Annotated in this window: 14 protein-coding genes; 10 read left to right on the forward strand and 4 right to left on the reverse strand. The window is 69.9% G+C overall.

The features are described from left to right. Positions 1-113: 113 nt before the first annotated feature. From ACFVS8_RS13750 to ACFVS8_RS13760, 3 genes are all read left to right on the forward strand, one after another. Positions 114-515 (forward strand): YciI family protein, encoded by a 402-nt coding sequence (locus ACFVS8_RS13750; RefSeq protein ID WP_387063150.1) that lies wholly within the window; start codon positions 114-116, stop codon positions 513-515. A gap of 41 nt (positions 516-556) precedes the next feature. After that, on the forward strand, positions 557-1,936 hold the full coding sequence (locus ACFVS8_RS13755; RefSeq protein WP_387063153.1) for an RNA polymerase sigma factor: 1,380 nt from the start codon (positions 557-559) through the stop codon (positions 1,934-1,936). Between the two features lie 74 nt (positions 1,937-2,010). Further along, positions 2,011-3,354, forward strand: coding sequence for a hypothetical protein (locus tag ACFVS8_RS13760; RefSeq protein WP_387063155.1), 1,344 nt, complete (start codon positions 2,011-2,013; stop codon positions 3,352-3,354). A 16-nt stretch (positions 3,355-3,370) separates the two neighbouring features. Here ACFVS8_RS13760 and ACFVS8_RS13765 read toward each other — a convergent pair whose 3' ends face one another. From ACFVS8_RS13765 to ACFVS8_RS13775, 3 genes are read right to left on the reverse strand one after another with little or no spacing between them, the layout of a single operon-like run. Further along, positions 3,371-4,891, reverse strand: coding sequence for a hypothetical protein (locus ACFVS8_RS13765; protein ID WP_387063157.1), 1,521 nt, complete (start codon positions 4,889-4,891; stop codon positions 3,371-3,373). Between the two features lie 14 nt (positions 4,892-4,905). Next, a complete protein-coding gene (locus ACFVS8_RS13770; protein WP_387063159.1) occupies positions 4,906-5,610 on the reverse strand; it encodes a ThuA domain-containing protein in 705 nt (234 codons plus the stop codon). Next, positions 5,607-6,671 carry a hydroxyacid dehydrogenase gene (locus ACFVS8_RS13775; protein ID WP_387063162.1) on the reverse strand — a complete coding sequence of 355 codons (1,065 nt, stop codon included), beginning with the start codon at positions 6,669-6,671 and terminating at the stop codon, positions 5,607-5,609. The genes ACFVS8_RS13770 and ACFVS8_RS13775 overlap by 4 nt, the downstream gene beginning before the upstream one ends. A 231-nt stretch (positions 6,672-6,902) precedes the next feature. Here ACFVS8_RS13775 and ACFVS8_RS13780 point away from each other — a divergent pair, with 231 nt between their 5' ends. The 4 genes from ACFVS8_RS13780 (at position 6,903) to ACFVS8_RS13795 (ending at position 14,012) form a co-directional block, all read left to right on the forward strand. Next, complete coding sequence (locus tag ACFVS8_RS13780) at positions 6,903-10,409, forward strand: right-handed parallel beta-helix repeat-containing protein (protein WP_387063164.1); 3,507 nt, start codon at positions 6,903-6,905, stop codon at positions 10,407-10,409. Positions 10,410-10,759: 350 nt separating this feature from the next. Beyond that, the gene (locus tag ACFVS8_RS13785; RefSeq protein WP_387063167.1) at positions 10,760-12,046 is read left to right on the forward strand and encodes an ABC transporter substrate-binding protein; all 1,287 of its coding nucleotides are present in this window, start codon (positions 10,760-10,762) and stop codon (positions 12,044-12,046) included. A 2-nt stretch (positions 12,047-12,048) separates the two neighbouring features. After that, positions 12,049-13,170 (forward strand): carbohydrate ABC transporter permease, encoded by a 1,122-nt coding sequence (locus ACFVS8_RS13790; protein WP_387063169.1) that lies wholly within the window; start codon positions 12,049-12,051, stop codon positions 13,168-13,170. Further along, positions 13,170-14,012 carry a carbohydrate ABC transporter permease gene (locus tag ACFVS8_RS13795; RefSeq protein ID WP_387063172.1) on the forward strand — a complete coding sequence of 281 codons (843 nt, stop codon included), beginning with the start codon at positions 13,170-13,172 and terminating at the stop codon, positions 14,010-14,012. Before ACFVS8_RS13790 ends, ACFVS8_RS13795 begins: the two co-directional genes overlap by 1 nt. A 145-nt stretch (positions 14,013-14,157) precedes the next feature. Here ACFVS8_RS13795 and ACFVS8_RS13800 read toward each other — a convergent pair whose 3' ends face one another. Beyond that, positions 14,158-14,862, reverse strand: a complete 705-nt coding sequence (locus tag ACFVS8_RS13800) for an alpha/beta fold hydrolase (protein WP_387063174.1) — start codon at positions 14,860-14,862, stop codon at positions 14,158-14,160. A gap of 132 nt (positions 14,863-14,994) precedes the next feature. Between ACFVS8_RS13800 and ACFVS8_RS13805 the strand changes: the two genes are divergently transcribed. The 3 genes from ACFVS8_RS13805 to ACFVS8_RS13815 all read left to right on the forward strand — a co-directional run bounded on the left by ACFVS8_RS13805 (position 14,995) and on the right by ACFVS8_RS13815 (position 19,293). Then, positions 14,995-15,882 (forward strand): hypothetical protein, encoded by an 888-nt coding sequence (locus ACFVS8_RS13805; RefSeq protein WP_387063177.1) that lies wholly within the window; start codon positions 14,995-14,997, stop codon positions 15,880-15,882. A 205-nt stretch (positions 15,883-16,087) separates the two neighbouring features. Continuing rightward, positions 16,088-16,522 carry a DUF1761 domain-containing protein gene (locus ACFVS8_RS13810; protein WP_387063180.1) on the forward strand — a complete coding sequence of 145 codons (435 nt, stop codon included), beginning with the start codon at positions 16,088-16,090 and terminating at the stop codon, positions 16,520-16,522. Positions 16,523-16,656: 134 nt separating this feature from the next. After that, positions 16,657-19,293 (forward strand): DEAD/DEAH box helicase, encoded by a 2,637-nt coding sequence (locus ACFVS8_RS13815; protein WP_387063182.1) that lies wholly within the window; start codon positions 16,657-16,659, stop codon positions 19,291-19,293. The last annotated feature ends 15 nt before the right edge of the window (positions 19,294-19,308 follow it).

Here is a 19,308-nt window from a genome sequence, read left to right on the forward strand (position 1 = left end):
ATCTCCGGCCCGACTCGCTCGGCCGACGGCCCGGGGGAGACGACGAGAACGATCCGGGCGGCGGCCGGGGTGCGCGAGTACCCTGTCGCTGGTCGGGCCGAAAGGGGAACGCCATGCGGTACACATTGCTGCTCCACTATCCCGAGATGACGGCCGAGGAGCTCGGCCCCGAGGCGCTCGAGCAGGGCCAGGAGGCCTTCGCGAGCTACGCGGCCACGCTGCACTCCGCGGGCGTGCTCATCGGCGCCGAGGTGCTGCAGCCGTCGTCGAACACGACGACCCTGCTCAGCGAGGGCGACGGCCGTGGCGGAGCCACCGGCATCCGGATTCAAGACGGACCGTTCGCCGATACGAAGAACCAGCTCGGCGGCACGTTCGTGATCGACGTGCCCGACCTCGACGCGGCGATCGACTGGGCGAAGCAGGCCCCGTCGATGCAGTACGGCGCGGGGGGCGTCGAGGTGCGCCCCGGTGCCGTTTACACGATCGACGGCGTCTGGAACGCCAACGGGTGAACTCCGACGACGCACGGGCCGGCGCGTCGGCACGGTCGGCGATGCCGACGACGAACGATGCTGCGGCGGCCCCGACCGGGAGATCCGCGCCGACGGATGCCGCGGCATCCGCCGCGGCATCCGTCGAGTTGGCGGCCCGTGCGTCGTACGGCCGGTTGGTCGCGCTGCTCGCGTCGTCGACCGGTGATCTCGCGCTCGCCGAAGACGCGCTCTCGGGCGCGTTCGAGCAGGCGTTGAAGCACTGGCCGGATGCCGGTGTGCCCGACAATCCCGAAGGGTGGCTGTTGACCGTGGCCCGCAATCGTCAGCGCGATGCGTGGAAGTCGGGCGAGCGCCGGTTCACGACGCGACTGCCCGACGGCGCGCGTGCGGCCGCCGATCCGAGCGACGACCCCGGCGGTTCGGGCGACCCGTACGACGCGGGTGCGGTGGCCGCGGCATCCGTCGACCCGCTGGCCGAGCTCGACCCGTTCGCGATCGGCGACAAGCGGCTCGAGCTCCTGTTCGTGTGCGCGCACCCGGCGATCGACCCGGCCGTGCGCACGCCCCTCATGCTGCAGGTCGTGCTCGGATTCGAGGCCGCGCAGATCGCTGCGGCATTCGCCGTGCCGCCGGCGGCCATGGCGCAACGACTCGTGCGGGCGAAGCGCCGCATCCGCGACGCCCGCATTCCCTTCGAACTGCCCGACCGACGCGACCTGCCCGAGCGGCTGGACGCGGTGCTCGAGGCGGTCTACGGATGCCACGCCCTCACCTGGCGCGCCCCGCGCGACGCCCCCGACTCGCTCGCGGGCGAAGCGCAGTACCTCGCGGTGACGCTCGCCGCGCTGCTCGAACGCGAGACCGAGGCGTGGGGGCTCGCGTCGCTCGTGACGCTGTCGCTCGCTCGGCGGACGAGCCAGACTCAGGGCGAGCAGGGTGACGGGAGCGAACCGCGCTTCGTACCCCTCGACGAGCAGGACGCCTCGGGGTGGGATGCCGCGCTGATCGCCGAGGGCGAGGAGTACCTGCGTCGCGCCTCCGCACCGGGGCGACCGCCGGGCCGCTTCCAGCTCGAGGCCGCGATCGAGGCCGTGCACTGCGCCCGCCGCCGCACCGGCGTCACCGACTGGGCGGCGCTGCGCACGCTCTATCTCGCGCTGAACTCCGTCGCCCCGAGCCTCGGCGCCGAGGCGGCGCTCGCCGCGGTGATCGGCCGGCTCGACGGCGCCGAGGCCGGGCTCGCGGCGCTTCCTGCCGCGACCTCGGAGACCGAGCGGTTTCAGCCGTGGTGGGCCGCCCGCGCGGACCTGCTCGCCCGTGCCGCGCGCGGCGCCGAGGCATCCGCCGCCTTCGAACGCGCCGCCGAGCTCGCCGACGACGATGCCGTGCGCGAGTACCTGCTCGCCCGTCGGGACGACGTTCGACGGTCGCCGGGCTGATCGCCGCGGCATCCGACGTTCCACAGGACGAATCTCACGGCAAGCGCGAAGCGTGACGCCCATAAGATCGAGGAATGGCCGGATTCTGGGGCAAACGCAAACGTGACGCGCTCGAACAAGCCCAAGACGCCGATCTGGCGAAGCGGGCGGGCACGGCGCTGGTCGCGGCCGACGAGCGCGTGCGGGTCACTACAGACGAGCTGCTCTTCGCCGAGGCCGAGCTCGGCCACGACGCGACCGCCGAGCTGGGCGCTGCGCTCGCCGCGGTGAAGCAGCACCTGGGCGAGGCGTTCCGGCTGAACCAGCTGAACTTCGACGAGATCCCCGACACGGCCGAAGAGCTGCGCACGCGCAACGCGCGCATCGTGCAGCTGAGCGAGTGGGCCGAAGACCTGCTCGACGAGCAGACCGCCGCGCTCGCCGACCGCATCGCGAAGGCGCGCCGCGCCCCCGAGATCATCGCGGGAGTGCGAGCGGATGTCGCGCGCCTGCGCAACCGCATCCCCCACGCGCGCGAGACCATCGAACGGCTCGCCGCCCGGTACGCGCCCGAGGCGCTCGCCCAGGTCGACGCCAACCCGGCCGAGGCCGACCAGCTGCTCGGATTCGCCGAGCACGGCGCCGGCGTGGCCGAACGCCGCCGCGAGGCCGGGCAGCGCGAGCAGGCCAACCTCGCGCTCGAGGCCGCGACCGAGTCGGTGCGCCGCGCGGCGACCCTGCTCGACGCCGTCGAGACGTTCGAGGTCGAGGCCCTGCGCGCCGAGTCCACGCTCGCGGCGATCGTCGAAGACAGCCGCGGCGACCTGGTCGTCGCCCAGCAGGAGCCGCCGTCGCCTGGCGTCACGACCGCGATGGCCGACCTGCGCGTCGCGCTCGCCGCGCTGCCGGCCGCGGGCATCAACACCGACCCGTTCGCGCTGCTCACGCGCCTGCGCGACGCGAACACGGCACTGGATGCCGCCATCGCCGCCGCTCGCGAGCGCGCGGCCCGCCCGATCCCTCCGATCGAGCACGTGCACCACGCGATCGACGACGCCGACCGCCAGCTCGCGGTCGCGCGCGACGTGATCGCCGGACACCGCGGATGGATCGGCGCCGACGCCCGCACCCGCCTCGCCGAGGCCGAGCGCGTGCGCATCGACCTCGACCAATTCCTCGGCTCGTCGGCGGCGACCGTCGCCGTCATCGGCGAAGACCACCGCGAGCAGGCCATGGCCATGGCCCGCCGTGCCGCCTCCCTCGCGGGCGAGGCGCTGCAGCTCGCGAAGCGCGACATCGACTCGTCGCGCCCGCCGCAGGGCCCCGACCAGTGGGGCGGCGGCTACGGCGGCGGTCGCCGCGGCGGCGGCAACGACCTCATGGGCGGCATCCTCGGCGGGCTCGTCATCGGCAGCGTGCTCGACGGCATCTTCGACTGACGCGCGAGCGCCGCGGTCAGGGTGCCGGGTCTGGCGCCCCCACGCGCCCGCGGTACGGCACCGGCCCGAGCGTCGTGACATCCATGGGCCGTGCCGGCTCGCCGACGAGGTAGAGCCCGTCGTCGGCGGCGAAGAACACCGGGGCGTCGGCGAACTCGAGGTCGGCGGGCAGCGGCTTCTTGTCGGTCCACGCGAAGAACGCGCGGCCGAACTCGTCGCGGTCCTTGCGGCCGTAGATGCTGAGGTCGCCGGCCGTGAGGGGGCTGAGGATGCACCAGTGCACGCCGTCCTCGACCCAGTAGGCGCGGTCGGAGAGCAGCACCGACTGGCGGTCGGGCTCGGCGAACACGCGGTCCCAGAAGTCGGCGGGGGTGTCGAGGCCGTGCACGAGCGCCATCAGGTCGTGGGCGTGCCAGGCGGTGCTGGGCGCGACATCCGCCTCGTTGTGCCATCCGGTGGCCGACGCGAAGTAGCCGGCGGGGGTCTGGTACGCGGCGTAGGTCTCGAGCACGCGCGCGCGGAACTCGGCGAGCTCGGCATCGGGCCCGTCGGCGAGCACCTCGTCGATGCCGCGCAGCGACAGCCCCATGCCCGCGATGAGCATGGGCGTCGTCGACAGGTGGCGCACGTCGCCGTCGAGGTACCAGTAGCGGTGGTAGCGGGTGAGGCCGCGGTCGTCGATCCAGGCCGAGCGGGCGACGTGGCGGCAGATCGCGCGCGCCTCCTCGAGGAAGTCGGGTCGGCCGTAGCGCCGGGCGGCGAGCGCGAGCGGCACGATCATGAGCCCGTAGTACTCGGCCGGCTCGAGAATGCCGCCGCGTTCGCGATCGGCCGCGACGCGGAAGGTGCCGACCGACTCGGCGTCGGGCACGCCGCGCACCGAGCTCAGGCGGATGAGGGTCTCGAGGTCGTCGACGATCTCGTCGACGTAGCGGTCGTCGCCCGAGAGCTCGGTGTAGCGCAGCTTCACCCAGACGCGGGCGTACTCCTGGTTGCACGTGCCCTCGAACGACGGGCGGCCGCCGCCGTAGACGACGCACGCGTCGAGGTTCGCGCGCACGGCGGCGAAGACCTCCTCGCGCTCGTCGGCCTCGAGCAGGTGCCCGGCGTGCACGAGTCCTTCGAGCAGTCCGATGCTGCCCGCCATGTTGTGGATGAGCCCGGATGTCGCGGACTCGCCGACCTGGAAGCCGATGTGCTTGTACTGGCCGTCGGCCTGCACGGTGCGGGCCTGGAAGCGCACCATGCGCCGCCAGAGCTCGAGGCCGCGCGGGTCGGGCCGGCGCCCGAGCGCCTCGCCGAACGCCGCGGTCGCGGGTGCCGAGAAGGCCTGGTGCCCGCTCGTGAAGTCGATGAAGGTGGCCGGGTTGGTGCCCCACACGCTGTGGTTGTGGAAGCCCCTGATCTGGCCGCCGTCACCGACCCACGAGCGCATCCAGCGCGCGAGCGCGGCGACATCCGGCTGCCGATCGTGGCCGATGGGGGTCGCGTCGTCGGCTGCATCGGGCAGGGCGACGGATGCCGCGGCTTCGGTCATTTCGCTGATTCCGTTCAGGTGCGGGCGGCCCAGAGCAGGCCGCGTTCGATCATGGCGGCCGTCTGCGGCACGTCGAAGTCCTCGACGCGGTGGCCGAGCGTGCAGACGAACACGCGGCCGTCGCCCCAGCGGCGGGTCCAGGTGACGGGCATCTCGACGGGGCCGTTGCCGTCGGAGTCGGCGGGGAACACGCTCGTCGCGAGCACGGTGTTCCACGCGTCGGAGAACACCCAGTACTGCTCGGTGGTCACGTCGAAGTCGTCGAGGCCCGCGATGAGCTCGCCGTCGCGGGCGGGCTCGTCGCCGAGGTGCACGGTGTAGTCCTGGAACCCCTCGGGGTGGTACAGGAAGCGCCCGCCGACCATGCGCAGGTACGCGGCGTTGGCGACGTTCGTGCCGATCACGCCGCCGTGCCATCCGGCGAAGCCGGTGCCCGCGCGGACCGCCGCGACCAGGTTGGCCTCCTGCTCGAGGGTGAGCGCGCCGCCCGACCAGCAGTGCACGACGAGGTCGAAGCCGGCAACGGCCGACGCGTCGTCGTAGACCGCGAGGTCTTCGGCGACGGTCACCTCGAAGCCATCGGCGAGGAGCACCGGGATGAACCGCTCGGTCGCCCCGATGGGGTGGTGGCCCTCCCATCCGCCGCGCACGACCAGGGCGCGACGCGTGGCCGGGCCTGCGTTCGGGGTGCGCGTCGCCGTGGCATCCGTGCCGGTCATGCGAGGTCCTCTCGGTGGGCGAACGGCCGTCCGTCGACGAACCGCCGCACCTCGTCGAGCGCGGACGCGCCCATGCGGTACAGCTCGGTGCCCATCGACCCGGCGAGGTGCGGTGTGAGCACGGTGTTCGGCGTCGACCACAGCGGGTGGTCGTGGGGGAGCGGCTCGGGGGTCGTGACGTCGAGGATGGCGCGGATGCGCCCCGACCGGAGTTCGCGCACGAGCGCGTCTTGATCGACGACCTCGCCGCGGGCGGTGTTCAGCAGCGTCGCCCCGTCGCGCATCGAGGCGAGCAGCGCCGCGTCGATCTGGCCCACCGTGGCGGGCGTGACCGCCTGGTGCAGCGACACGACGTCGGCGGTGGAGACGACCTCGGCGAGGGTGCCCATGCGCACGCCGAGTTCGGCGGCGCGGTCGGGCGTGAGCGAGGGGGAGTACACGACGACGTCGAGGTCGAAGGGGCGCAGCAGCTCGATGAGCACCTGTGCGATCTGCGAGAGGCCGACGATGCCCACGACCTTGCGGTAGTTGCCGACGTCGGTGAGTTCGACGGCGCGGTCGGGCATGCGTCGCACGTCGCGGTAGCGCTGCTCGGCGAACGGGGCGTCCTTGCCGGCGAGCAGGATCATGGCGAGCGCGAACTCGGCGACGGGCACGGCGTTCGCCGCGCGGGCATTCGAGGCCACGAGCCCGCGCGCGGCCCAGGCGGCGGGATCGTCGAGGCAGGTGGCGGCCACGCCGCCGAGGTACACGACCCCGCGCAGGTTCGGCGCGTCGGCGACCCCGATGCGCGGGGCGCCCCAGCCGGCGATGAGCAGTTCGGCGTCGGCGAGGGCGGTTCGCGCCGCGCGGGCTGCGTCGCCGCCGCCTTCGCCGCCGGCGTCGGATCCTACGTCGCCGCCAGCGCCGTCACCGCCGCCAGCGCCCTCGTCCTCGAGCGAGGTGATCACGAGGTCGGTGTCGACGTCGACCGCCTCCCTGAGGTCGGCGAGCATCTGCGGGGTGAAGAGCTGCGCGAGCAGCGACTTCGGGCTCATCGCGATGACGGCTGCACGGCTCAAGCGGGGCTCCTGATTCGAGTGGATCGGGGTTGAGCTGCGTGGCCGGGCGTCGATCGCGGCGGTGCAGCACGACAAACATAAGATATCAGACCAATTTGGGAAAGCGCTTGCCTGATGTCACACATCATACGTACGCTGCACTGGTCAGATGTTCCAGCGCACTCGCCCATCGAGCCCGAAACACTGCGAACGGCCGATCGAGGGGTGCGACGGCAAACGAGGAGAATCTCGATGAAGAGAACAGCATCCAGCAGGCCGCGCAGCGCGTGGCCGGGCCTGGCGATCGTCACCGTCGCGGTGACCGCCGCCGCGGTCTGCGTCGCCCCATCGGCGTGGGCCGCGACATCCGTGCCGGTGACCGGGGCCGTGTCGGCCACGGCCGGCGCGGGTGACGTGGCCGGCGCGAGTGACGCGACCGCGGCCGACGGCCCGGTCGTCTTCGTGTCGCCCGACGGCGACGACGCGAACGACGGAAGCGAGTCGGCGCCGTTCGCCACGATCACCGCGGCGCGCGACGCCCTCGCGGGCCGCACGAGCGAGGCCTCCCCGGGCACCGTGTGGATCCGCGGCGGCCAGTACGTGCTCGACGGCGGTATCTCGCTCGCAGGCGAGGCGAACTCGTGGGTCACGTACGCGGCCTACCGCGGTGAAGACGTGCAGATCACGGGCTCGCACGAGCTGCCGACCGACGGCTGGCGCAAGCTCGCCGACCTCGGTGCCGACGAGCTCGCCGAGCCGCGCTTCTCGTCGAACACGCGCATCGCCTCGCCCGAGGCGCGCGACGACGTGTGGGTGTACGACCTCGGCGCCGCAGGGGTCGACCCAGGAACCCTGTACAAGAACGGGTTCAACTGGATGCAGCAGCCCTTCGCCCCCGAGCTCGCGGTCGACGGGCAGATCGAGGAGCTCGCGCAGTTCCCGAACCCCGACGACTGCACGACCTCGTCGGTCGACTGCCACCTCATGGGCAGCGGCAGCAAGTGGGGCGCCACGGCGACGAGCCCGAAGGACCTCACCCAGGTCGACCTGCTCGGGCGGTTCGGCGTCGAGAACGACTGGCAGTCGAGCGGCACTTCGCCCCGCGCCCAGTTCGAGGACAAGAAGCAGCAGCTGCCAGAGGGCGAGTCGCGCGACACCTGGAGTCAGGAGGACCTGCGCACCATGACGCCGTCGATCTTCACGGTCGGCGGCCGCGCGCGCGAGGGCGACCGCTATCAGTCGTGGGCGCCCGAGGCGGTGCCGACGGTCGTCGACAAGGGCACTCGCGGCTTCGGCAAGTACACAGACATCCCGGTGCAGGCCGACCCGCAGTGGATCGACGACATCGACAACACCAAGTACGAGACCGAGGGCTGGCTCACCGGCTACCTCGGCAACAACTACGCCAACGAGATGGTGCGCATGCTCTCGTGGAGCGGTGACACGCTCTATACGAAGTACGCGTCGATGTACATCCCGGTCGACGGCTACACGCGGGTCAAGGCGAGCAACGTGCTCTCCGAGCTCGACACCGCGGGCGAGTACTACATCGACCGCTACCACGACAACGACGTGCTCTACTACCTGCCCGAGGGCGGCACCGTCGAGGGCAAGCAGGTCACGCTCTCGGCGTTCGACCAGAACTTCTTCCACCTCGAGGGCACGACGGGCGTCGTGCTGCGCGACCTGCACCTGGCGAACTCGCTCGTGAGCGGCATCCAGCTGCTCGACGCGGAGCGCACGCTCATCGACGGCGTCGAGATCTCGAACGTGAGCATGGACGCCATCCGCATCGGCGAGACATCCGAATCGATCACCGCCCTGCCCGACTACGAGACGACCCGCGGCGGACACGACAACGTCGTGCGCAACTCGTACCTGCACGACCTCGGCGGCGGCGGCGTGCTGCTCGGCGGCGGTGACCGTGCGACGCTCGAACGCGGCGACAACGTCGCGCACCACAACACCATCACGCGCTTCTCGAAGCTCGCGACCTACACGCCCGCGGGCTACCTCTACGGCGTCGGCAACTCGTTCGAGTACAACGACGTGTCGGATGCCCCGCACATGGCCGTGCAGATCATGGGCAACGACATGCGGGTGAACCACAACGCCTTCCGCGACCTCGTGAAGAACGCGGGCGACCAGGGCGTCGTCTACACCGGACGCGACTACACGTACCTCGGAAACGAGATCGCGTACAACCTGTTCGACGGCATCGGCGGCAAGAACGACGCGTTCTACATGGACGACGGCGTCTCGGGCATGCGGTTCCACCACAACGTGGTGAAGGACGCGCACTCGGGCGTGTTCTTCCAGTCGGGCCACAGCAACACCGCCAACGACAACGTCTTCATCGACGTCGCCCAGACCGGTCACGACCAGCAGTACTCGAGCAAGGGCGAGAAGGGCCTGCCGGTCTCGAACGCCTGGGTCGTGCAGAGCCGCTTCAACACGTTCCTCGACGTGCGCGAGGGCGAGAAGTACACGGCCACCCCCGAGACCGTCGCGACGTGGAAGGACCACTACACGTCGGGCGAGTTCGAGTACACGGATGGCACGCCCATCGCGTTCCCCGAGATCGACGACTGGTACGTGCCGCGCGTGACCGCGACGGGCGAGGACTGCAAGGCCGCGCACTACGCGACCGATGCGACCAACGGATGCTCCCGCGCCACCGTGTGGGAGAACCCCGACTCGCTCTACGTGCCCGCCCGCAACCAGCTCGACCACTCCGTCATCATCGGCGGCGGCGAGTTCAAGGGCAGCACGATCAACTTCGCGAACCCGGCGTCGGCGCAGTCGCTCGCACGGTGGAGCGACAAGATCAACACCAACCTCGTGAAGCCCGCCTCGGTCGAGGCCGCGGGGCTCGACCTCACCACGCTGAAGTTCTCGGCCGGGGGAGACGTCGCCGAGGCATTCGGTGCCGAGTGGGTCGACGAGTGGAACTCGCTCGTGTCGATCGACGGCGCCGGGCAGCCCGAGCGCGGCGACGCGGGCGAGCTGTGGGCCCAGGTCGACCGGGCGCGTGCGCTGCTCGCCGAGCTGTCGGGCGACGACGCGACCTCGCTGGCTGATGCGCTCGCATCGGCGGTTACCGTGGCCGACGCGACGGATTCCGACCAGGGCGCGCTCGACGACGCCGAGGCGGCGCTCGCCGAGCTCGTCGACGAGCTGACGCCGCCCGCGCCGGGCGTCGCCGTGCTGAGCGACGACAACGCGAACGACGGCCTCAGGGGCGGCTCGTTCACGATCACCGCGAACCTGTGGTGGGGTCAGAACGGCACCTCGTTCCGGCTGTTCGAGAACGGCGAGCTCGTGAAAGAGGTCGCGCTGACGAACGCCACGCCCGCCGCCCAGCGCGTCGACGTGCCGATCGCAGACCGGCCGAACGGCGAGTACACCTACACGTGCGAGCTCGTGAACGCGGGCGGTGCGACGCCGTGCCGCGAACTCGTCGTGAAGGTCGACGCCGCGTCGCCCGCGAAGCCCGTGCTCTCGCACGACAACTGGGACGGCGACGGGGCGTACACCGTCACGGCGAACCTCTGGTGGGGCACGAACGCCACCACCTGGTCGCTGGCCGAAGACGGCGTCGAGATCGCCACGGGCGAGATCACCTCCGCGACGCCGGCCGCCCAGCGCGTGGCGGTGCCCGTGAGCGACCGCTCCGCGGGCACGCGCACGTACGTCATCACGTTCGCGAACGCCCTCGGGCAGACCGCGAGCGCGCCGATGACGGTGACCGTGCGCTGATCCAGCCCTGCCGATGACCGATCGGGGCGTCGCCGAGTCCGGCGGCGCCCCGATTCGCGTGCGGATGCGGCATCCGTTCCCTTGCAGCTTCGGTGCGGATGCCGCGGCCGCCGTCTTGCGAAGGCCGGTCGGCTGCGGCATCCGCTCGTCTTCGAATTCGTGCGGATGCGACATCCGCTCGCCTGCTGCATCCGCTCGTCCGCCCGCGGTCGTCGCATCCGGCTCGATGGCCGACAATGGAATGACATGTGACGAATCGCTACATAGTATGTATGATGTATCGCGGAAAGCCCTTTCCCAACCCGGATCACCCTCGTGCCGCGCAAGAGGGTTTCGACAAGGAGACAACGATGTCTGTTCCCTCACGACGACGAGCCGCTTGGCTGACCGCGCTGACCGCCGTGCCGCTGCTCGCGCTGACGGCCTGCTCCTCGGGCGGCTCCGGCTCGGCTTCGACCGACGGCGAGGTGGGCGGCGAGCTCCGCATGCTCGTCAACATCACCGACAACCTCACGCAAGACAAGTGGGACGCCCTCGTCGCCCCCTTCGAGGAGAAGACCGGCGTCGACGTCAAGATCGAGGGCCCCACGGGCCAGTCGGTCGCCGAGTCGTTCCCGTCGCTGCTCGCCGCGGGCACCGCGCCCGACGTGATCGAGTCGATCTTCCCGACGGCCGACACGGCCCCCGAGATCCTCGATCTCACCGACCAGCCCTGGGTCGCCGACACCCCCATGGTCGACACCTACTCGACCGACGGCATGACGAACGTCGTCGGCGTCGGCACGCAGGCGCAGTCGGTGCTCTACTACAACAAGGACCTCTTCGCCGCGGCCGGCATCACCGAGACGCCGACCACGTGGGACGAGTTCGACGCCGCCCTCAAGGCGCTCGCCGACTCGGGCGTGAAGACGCCCATCGCGTTCGCGGGCGACTGGGCGACGGGCGTGCAGTCGCAGCAGATCTGGCACCCGCAGCAGAACCTCACGACGCCCGAGTGGCAGGCCGCGGTGGCCGCGGGCGACAGCAGCCTCGGCGAGCAGTTCGAGCCGCTGTTCGAGCACATCACCGACTGGGTCGACGCCAGGTACTCGACGGCCGACGACGTCGCCACCGACTCGGGCACGCAGGAGGCGAACTTCATCGCCGGCACCGTCGGCATCTACCCGATGGGCTCGTGGTTCACGACCACGCTGAAGAACTCGCCGCCCGAGTTCGAGGTCGGCGTCTTCTCGCCGCCGGTCGACGAGTCGGCCGACTACCCCGGCCCCATGGGCGCCACGCTCGCGTTCCCGTACATGGTGTGGAACGGCTCGAAGAACGTCGCCTCCGCCACGGCGCTCGTCGAGTACCTCGCCACCGACCCCGACGCGATCGCGCTGCAGGCCGAGATGGACTCGTTCAGCCGCCCCGGCATGGATGTCTCGACCGACGAGTACGCCTCGCTGGTGCAGGGCCTGGTCGACGAGGCGCCCTCGCTCGTCGTGCCCGGCAACCAGACGGTCGGCGACCTCGCCCTCCCGGTCGCCGGATTCAACGCCAAGTTCACCGAGCTCGTGCAGGGCCTCTGGCAGGGCAAGACCCCCGCCGAGACCGCCGACGCCCTGTCGGCCTGGTACGACGCGGAGAAGACCGAGTAACCATGTCGGGCATCGACACCACACGGGAACGGGCCGCTCGTCTCGACGACGGGCGCCCGGGCGCGGCCGGCGACGGCGGTGCGGCTTCAGCCGACACCGCCGTCGCGGCGGTCGCGGCCGCCCGCGCCGGATGGGCCGCCGGGTCGCAGGCCTCGCCGACGCAGGCCATGGCGGCACGGCCGTCGGGCTCGCGCCCAGGCTCGGAGGCACGCGCTGCCCGCCCCGGCCGCCGTCGCGGTCGCCGCCGCGCGGCCTGGCTCGACGCTGCACTGACCGCCCCGGCGCTCATCGTGTACGTGGGCCTCATGGTCATCCCGGTGGGGTTCGCGGTCTACTACTCGTTCACCCGGTACAACGGCATTCCGTCGCAGGCGCCGCAGTGGATCGGGCTCGACAACTACACCCGCATCTTCGAAGACCCCGCCGGCGAGATGCACTCGGCGATCTGGGTGACCGTGCTGATCGCGGTGGTCGGGTCGTTCCTGGTGAACGGCATCGCCCTCGGGCTCGCGCTGCTGCTGCAGCGCACCACGAAGTTCAACAGCTTCGGCCGGGCGGTCATGTTCTACCCGCACGTGCTGTCGGCCCTGATCGTCGGATTCCTCTGGCAGGCGCTGCTCGGCCCGCAGGGTGCGATCAACTCGCTGCTCGAGCAGTGGCAGGGCGGTCGCCTGCCGTTCCTCTCCGACCCGACGTGGGCGCTGTGGACGCTCATCGGGGTGATCGTTTGGGCCCAGTTCGGCGTGCAGCTCGTGCTGTACATCGCCGGGCTCCAGGCCGTGTCGCCCGAGCTGCAGGAGGCCGCGCGCATCGACGGCGCCAACAAGCGCCAGGTGTTCGCGAACGTCACGTGGCCGGCGCTCGCGCCGACGGTGACGATCACGATCATCACCTCGATCCTGTCGCTGCTCAAGGCGTACGAGGTCGTGCTGGGGCTCACGAACGGCGGCCCTGGCGATGCGACGCAGACCTGGGCCTACGAGATCCTCGCGGTGTCGTTCGCGAACAACAAGGTCGGCCTCGCGTGCGCCCAGGCGGTGCTGCTGATCATCGCCGCCGGCATCCTCTCGTTCTCCATCATCGTCATGCGCCGCAAGGCCGAGTCCGGGGCGGAGGCCGCCTGATGAAACGCGCCGAGAAGATCTCGACGGTCACGCGCGTCGTGTTCCTGTCGCTGCTGTCGCTCGTGATGCTCGTGCCGATGTACATCATGGTCGTCAACGCGTTCAAGCCGCAGCAGGAGATCCTGCTGTCGCCGCTCGGCATCGACCTGTCGACGGCGTCGACGAAGTACCTCGAGGCCGCGTGGAACAGCACGCAGTTCCCGATCGTCGAGGGCTACGCGTTCACCATCCTGCTGGTCGTGCTGTGCAACCTCGTCGCGATCGGGTTCTCGATCCCGGCGGCGTACGTGATCGCCCGCACGCCCGGGTGGGTGTTCGCCGCCATCCTGATGTTCTTCGTGGCCGGCATGTTCATTCCGGCGCAGATCATCGTGGTTCCGGCGATCTTCGTGCTGAAGGCCGTCGGCCTCATGGGCACGGTGCCGGGCCTGGTGCTCTTCATGTCGGCGTCGATGATCCCGTTCACGCTCTTCATGTTCAGCGGCTACATCCGGATGCTGCCGCGAACGCTCGACGAAGCGGCATCCATCGACGGCGCAGGCCGCCTGCGGGTGATCTTCACGATCATCTTCCCGCTCATGAAGCCCATCGTCGCGACGGCGTTCATTCTGAACACGTTGAGCGCGTGGAACGACTTCGTGAGCCCGCAGCTCATCCTCGGGCCGGGGTCGTCGGCGAAGACCATCACGACGGGCGTGTACGCGGCGGTGTCGTCGTACTCGACGAACTACGAGATCGTGTTCCCGACCCTGCTGCTCGCGGTGCTGCCCATTCTCGTGATCTTCATCCTGACGCAGAAGTTCATCATGGGCGGCCTCGCGGCGGGCGCCGTGAAGGGCTGACCTCCAGAGCGTCGAGCCGACCGGAAGGGTTCGCGTCGAACGCGACGCAGCCTGCTCAGGGGCGGGCCGGTCGAGTGCTCGGCAGAAAACGGCGTGGGCCGGACGTGACGGATGTCGCGGGCCGGCCCTCGTCGTGCGTGGCGGGTCATGCGGGGCGCGTGACGACGTCCGTGCTGAGCCACCCCTCGACGACCTCGACGAACTCAGCGGGCCGCGCGGCGTGCACGTTGTGGCCCGCGGCGATCGTCACGAGTTCGCACTCGGGAATCAGGCCCGACATCTCGACCAGCAGCTCTTGCGGCACGTGGCTGGTCGGCCCGCCGGCGACGACCAACGTCGGAGCCGTGATGTCGGCGAGCGGCGGCCACCACCGCCGGCTCGGGTCGTTCACTCGCGGGCCGATCGCCGTCACGACCTCCCAATCGAAGCCGAGCGGTCCGTCGGGGCGCGTGGGAGTCGTGCGGTCGCGCGGATACGGCGGGCATGAGTCCTCGATCACGAGCCGCGCGATCCGCCCGGGCTCGGCCTCGGCGATCAGCAGGGCGACGGTGCCGCCCATCGAGTGGCCGATGAGCGTGATGTCGGCGAGGCCGAGGGCGTCGAGCACGCCGATGACATCGTCGCGCATGAGCTCGAACGTGTACTCGCCGGGCCAGTCGCTGCGTCCGTGCCCGCGCAGGTCGATCGCCACGACGCGGTGCGACCTCGCGAAATGCTCGGCGACCACGGCCCAGTCGTCGGCACGGTCGCCGAGCGCGTGCAGCAGCACCATCGCCGGCGCATCCGTCTCTCCTGCGATCTGCACGGCGATGCGGATGCCGCTGCTCACGTCGACGACCTGGTGCTCCATCCCCTCAGGCTACGGGTGCGCCGGTCGTGATCGACCGTGGTGCCGTCAGGCGGATTCGTTGCCTCGGGCCGAGGCCTCGGCATCCTGAACCGTCCCGTAGCGACACCGGGCCGGCGAACGTAGGATCGACGCGTGGCCGGGTTCATGGTCAGGCGTCGGCGCGACGCGCACGAACTCCAAGCCCACGATGCCGAACTGGCGAAGCGGGCTGCGTCAGCCCTGCTCGCGGTCGACGAGGGCCTCCGCATGGCATGCGACGAGATCGGCTTCGCCGAGGCCGAGCTGGGCGCCGAACCGATCGAGGCCGCTGCGTCGGTGATCGTCGTCGTGCGCCGGCACCTGAGCGACGCGTTCCGCCTGAACCGGCTCAACCACGACGCGATGCCCGGCACGCTCGACGAGGTGCGGGCGCGTTACGTGCTCATCGTGCGGGAGTGCGAGTGGGCCGAGCACGTGCTGGGTGCGCTGACTGCGACGATCGCCGACCTGGTCGCTCGGGTGCGACAGACCCCCGTCGTGACCCCGCAGAGCCGAACGGATGCCGCCGGCTCCCCGCCGACGTTCGTCATCGCCGACACGCAGGCGCACCTCATTCGGCTGCACGCGGCTCGATCGGTGCTGGATGCCGCGACGACCGCGGCTCGTCAGGCCGCCTCGGGTGCGGCGGCGGCGGGGCTGGCGCGATCGATGCGATCGATGCGCTCGCGACCGTCGGCCGTGAACCCCCTGCACCGCGTGCTCGAGCGTGCGGACCGATCACTCGACGCTGCCCGCGAAGCCGTGGCCGGCCATCGCGGCCGGATCGGCGCCGAGGCGCTCACCCGCCTCGCGGAGGCCGAGCACGTGCGCATCGACCTCCGCCATTGCCTGGGTGGCGCCCAATCGGCCGGATCGTCCGTGTCGGAGCAGCACCGAACGCTGGCCGCGGCGATGGCCGGCAGCATCGTCGCCCTCGCGGGCGAAGCGCTGCTTCTCGCACGGCGAGACATCGACGCGTCGCGCCGACTCCCTGCGGGGTGAGGCGCTGACCGCGGGCGGGCAAATGCCCGGCCGTGCTTGCGAACCGTGGTTGCGGCGACGGTTGCATGCCGTGATCGCGGGCCGCGCCGGATCGCGGCGCGCTGCTGTTCGGCGGTGACGCGGCGGGAGTACGCTCACGCGCAACATCCGATGCAATGGCGCGTCGGATCGACGAGCGCGGCCCGGCCGCGGCGAGGAGGCGGAGATGGTCCCCGAGATCAACTACTGGGCGGTGCTGCTGGCGACCCTGTCGAGCATGGTCGTCGGGTCGATCTGGTACGCCCGCGGCGTGTTCGGTGCCCGCTGGGCCAAGCTCGCCAACGTCGACATGGACCGCCCCGGCGCGAGCGCCGTCGGCCCCATAATCGTCACCGTGCTCGTCAGCTTCGTGACCGCCTGGGTGCTCGCCGGCGCCACGACCATCGCCTGGCACTTCTACGGCGGCAGCTACCTCGGCTCGGCGCTGTTCACCGCTGTCATCCTCTGGGCCGGACTCACCGCCGCCCGTTTCATCACCCACGACGCCTTCGAGGGACGACCGTCGTCGCTGACGATCATGAACATCGCGCACGAGCTCGTGACGCTCGTAGTGATGGGATTGATCATCGGGGTGTGGCCGCCGGCGGGGACTGTGTCGTGACATTGTCTCGTGCCCCGTTCGGGGGTAGTCATTCGAGAATGTGACGTGCGCCGAACTGTATAGGTTCGATGGTGCCGTTCAGTGTGCGCCTGGCGGTTCGCGATGACGCTCCGAACACTGAGGAATCGAACACCATGGATCGTGAAGAACTCGCCAGATTGCGTTCCGTCATGGGCGAGCTCTCGTCGTGGACGACGCGCACGGCGGACTTGTGGAATCACCGTCGTTCTGTCATTCACTCTGCCGAACAATCAACGGATTCGATCCGGGCCGCGGCAGTACCGGTCGACCGCGATGGGCGTCGACAGTGGACGGTCATCCCCCTCCGCGCGGGCGACGCGACGTATCTCGGTCATATTGCTCGGGCGCAGGCACTTCCCGGCATGAGCCAGGATGAGATGCGGACACTCGACCAGCTGAGGACACCCGTACTCGAGGCTCTCTCGACAGTGAAAGCACTATTCGGCGTTCGGAGGATGTTCGCCGGGCAGCAGGCCAAAGCATCTGCAGAGGCCTCGGCGAAGTACCTTTCCGAGTTTTGGGCGTGGGCCCATCAAGCAGACGTTCCGCACCTGCTCGAGCGGCTCGATGACCGCGCGGTGAAGCCTTATCCAGTGGATCCATCTTCGGCTCTCCTCGAAAGCGTTGGCCTCGCCGCTCGGATCCATGGCGACAAGCAGATGCTGCCACCGACTGTTCTGGATGGCCTCGGCGAGGCGATCCAGCTCATCGACCGTACAGTCGCCACCGAGTCGGAGGCCCGGACCCAAGCGCTTCGTGCAGGAACGGCTCTTCGACAGGACGAGGCCAATCACATGGTCGCCGAAATGTCGGTGGATCGCATCAAGGAAGCGACTCGTGAGCGGATTCGGCTCACCCCGCTGACCGACGCCGGCATTCGAACGGTGCGCGATGTGCTCGCTCACGCGGCTCAACTCTCGAACCTGCCTGGAATCGGCCCGACGACCGCGCAGCGAATCGTGGGCGCGGCGAACACCATCTGGCAGGCGACGTTCGATGAGATGCCGGTTCGCATCGACGTGATTTCCCCGAGTGCCTGGACCCGAGAACTCGTCGGGCGACTCGCAGCATGGGATGCCACTCGCCGGACGATCCGAGCGACCGATGATCTGGCTTGGGCGCAATCACTCGCGCATGTGGGTCGAATCCAACAGCACAACCTCGTGAGTCTCATGCTGATCGAGGAGAACGCGGACCGCATTGCACTCGAGCGCGCCATCGACGCGGTAAGACAACGGGCGAGGTCGATCTCAGGTTCAGGAGCACCGGGGAGTCCGCCCGACCCCTGGCAGGACTTCCTGTCCCGGCCGGCGGACTACTTCGCCATGCTGCACGAACTCGGCTTCGTCGTCGAGGACGAAGATGCCGTGGCGGGCGGTCTTCCCGACGAGATCGTCGTGGCCGTCCGCGAATTCGAGCTGGTAACGGATCACCTCACGGCATCGCTGCGCGGATATCAGAACTTCGGCGCTCGATTCGCACTCGTCCAGCGCAAAGTGGTCATCGGGGACGAGATGGGCCTGGGAAAGACGGTCGAGGCCCTGGCCGTGTTCGCACATCTCCGAGCGAAGGGCGCGCATCATGGCATCGTCGTCTGCCCCGCTGCGGTCGTCACGAACTGGACGCGTGAGATCGCGACGAAATCGACCCTGCGCGGCCATCGACTTCACGGCCCGGGGCGTGATGCTGCGGTGCGCGCGTGGATCGCGCACGGCGGTGTGGCCGTGACGACGTACGAGTCGCTGGCCTGGTTGGAATCACATCTCGGTTCCGTCCAGGAGCTGGGGTGCGCCGTCTTCGACGAGGCGCACTACATCAAGAATCCGGGTGCGCTCCGTTCTCGACGGAGCCAGGAGATCATCGCGCGAGCCGAGCGCGCGATTCTGCTTACCGGTACCCCCCTGGAGAATCGGGTCGAGGAGTTCCGTAACCTGGTGAGCTACATTCGGCCGGACCTCCTGGTCGACGCGACGGATCTGCGCCCTCGGTTGTTCCGACAGCAGGTCGCTCCCGCATACCTCCGGCGCAACCAGGAGGACGTGCTGACGGAGCTCCCGGAGCTCGTCGAGGTCGACGAATGGTTGCCGATGTCGAGGAGCGACGGTGCGGCGTATCGAGATGCCGTTTTCGTCGGCAATTTCCAGGCGATGCGCCAGGCCGCGATGTCGACCGGCTCCGAATCGGAGAAGCTGAGCAGATTGGTCGAGATCGTTCAGGAAGCCGAGGACAACAACCGCAAGGTGATCGTCTTCTCCAACTTCCTCAACGTCCTGCAGACGGTCGCCGCTGCTCTTCCCGGCCGCGTCATCGGGCCGCTCACCGGCAGCGTCCCAGCAGAACAGCGTCAGCGCCTGGTCGACGACTTCTCGTCTGCGAAGCATGGTGCAGTTCTGGTCGCGCAGATCATCGCCGGCGGCGTCGGACTCAACATTCAGGCTGCCTCCGTCGTGGTGATCTGCGAACCGCAGCTCAAGCCCACGATCGAGTGGCAGGCGATCGCGCGCGCTCATCGAATGGGGCAGCTGGATTCCGTTCAGGTGCATCGGCTGTTGTCGGAGGAAGGCGTCGATGCTCGCGTGACCCAGATTCTCGCGAAGAAGAAGGAACTGTTCGCGGAATTCGCCAAGGTCAGTGAAATGGCGGATGCCGCGCCGGAGGCGTTCGACGTTTCGGAAGCGGACCTCGTCAAGGAGGTTCTGGAAGCGGAGCGGCAGCGGCTGTTCGCTGGCCAGTTCGGACCCGGTGCTTGATCGTGCCGCGCGTGC

This window comes from Agromyces sp. NPDC058110, from assembly GCF_042884735.1.
Classification (GTDB): Bacteria; Actinomycetota; Actinomycetes; order Actinomycetales; family Microbacteriaceae; genus Agromyces.

Coding starts and splice junctions, on each gene's coding strand:
- ACFVS8_RS13750 (WP_387063150.1), top strand. CDS start 114: ATGCGGTACACATTGCTGCTCCACTATCCCGAGATGACGGCCGAGGAG.
- ACFVS8_RS13755 (WP_387063153.1), top strand. CDS start 557: ATGCCGACGACGAACGATGCTGCGGCGGCCCCGACCGGGAGATCCGCG.
- ACFVS8_RS13760 (WP_387063155.1), top strand. CDS start 2,011: ATGGCCGGATTCTGGGGCAAACGCAAACGTGACGCGCTCGAACAAGCC.
- ACFVS8_RS13765 (WP_387063157.1), bottom strand. CDS start 4,891: ATGACCGAAGCCGCGGCATCCGTCGCCCTGCCCGATGCAGCCGACGAC.
- ACFVS8_RS13770 (WP_387063159.1), bottom strand. CDS start 5,610: ATGACCGGCACGGATGCCACGGCGACGCGCACCCCGAACGCAGGCCCG.
- ACFVS8_RS13780 (WP_387063164.1), top strand. CDS start 6,903: ATGAAGAGAACAGCATCCAGCAGGCCGCGCAGCGCGTGGCCGGGCCTG.
- ACFVS8_RS13785 (WP_387063167.1), top strand. CDS start 10,760: ATGTCTGTTCCCTCACGACGACGAGCCGCTTGGCTGACCGCGCTGACC.
- ACFVS8_RS13790 (WP_387063169.1), top strand. CDS start 12,049: ATGTCGGGCATCGACACCACACGGGAACGGGCCGCTCGTCTCGACGAC.
- ACFVS8_RS13795 (WP_387063172.1), top strand. CDS start 13,170: ATGAAACGCGCCGAGAAGATCTCGACGGTCACGCGCGTCGTGTTCCTG.
- ACFVS8_RS13800 (WP_387063174.1), bottom strand. CDS start 14,862: ATGGAGCACCAGGTCGTCGACGTGAGCAGCGGCATCCGCATCGCCGTG.
- ACFVS8_RS13810 (WP_387063180.1), top strand. CDS start 16,088: ATGGTCCCCGAGATCAACTACTGGGCGGTGCTGCTGGCGACCCTGTCG.
- ACFVS8_RS13815 (WP_387063182.1), top strand. CDS start 16,657: ATGGATCGTGAAGAACTCGCCAGATTGCGTTCCGTCATGGGCGAGCTC.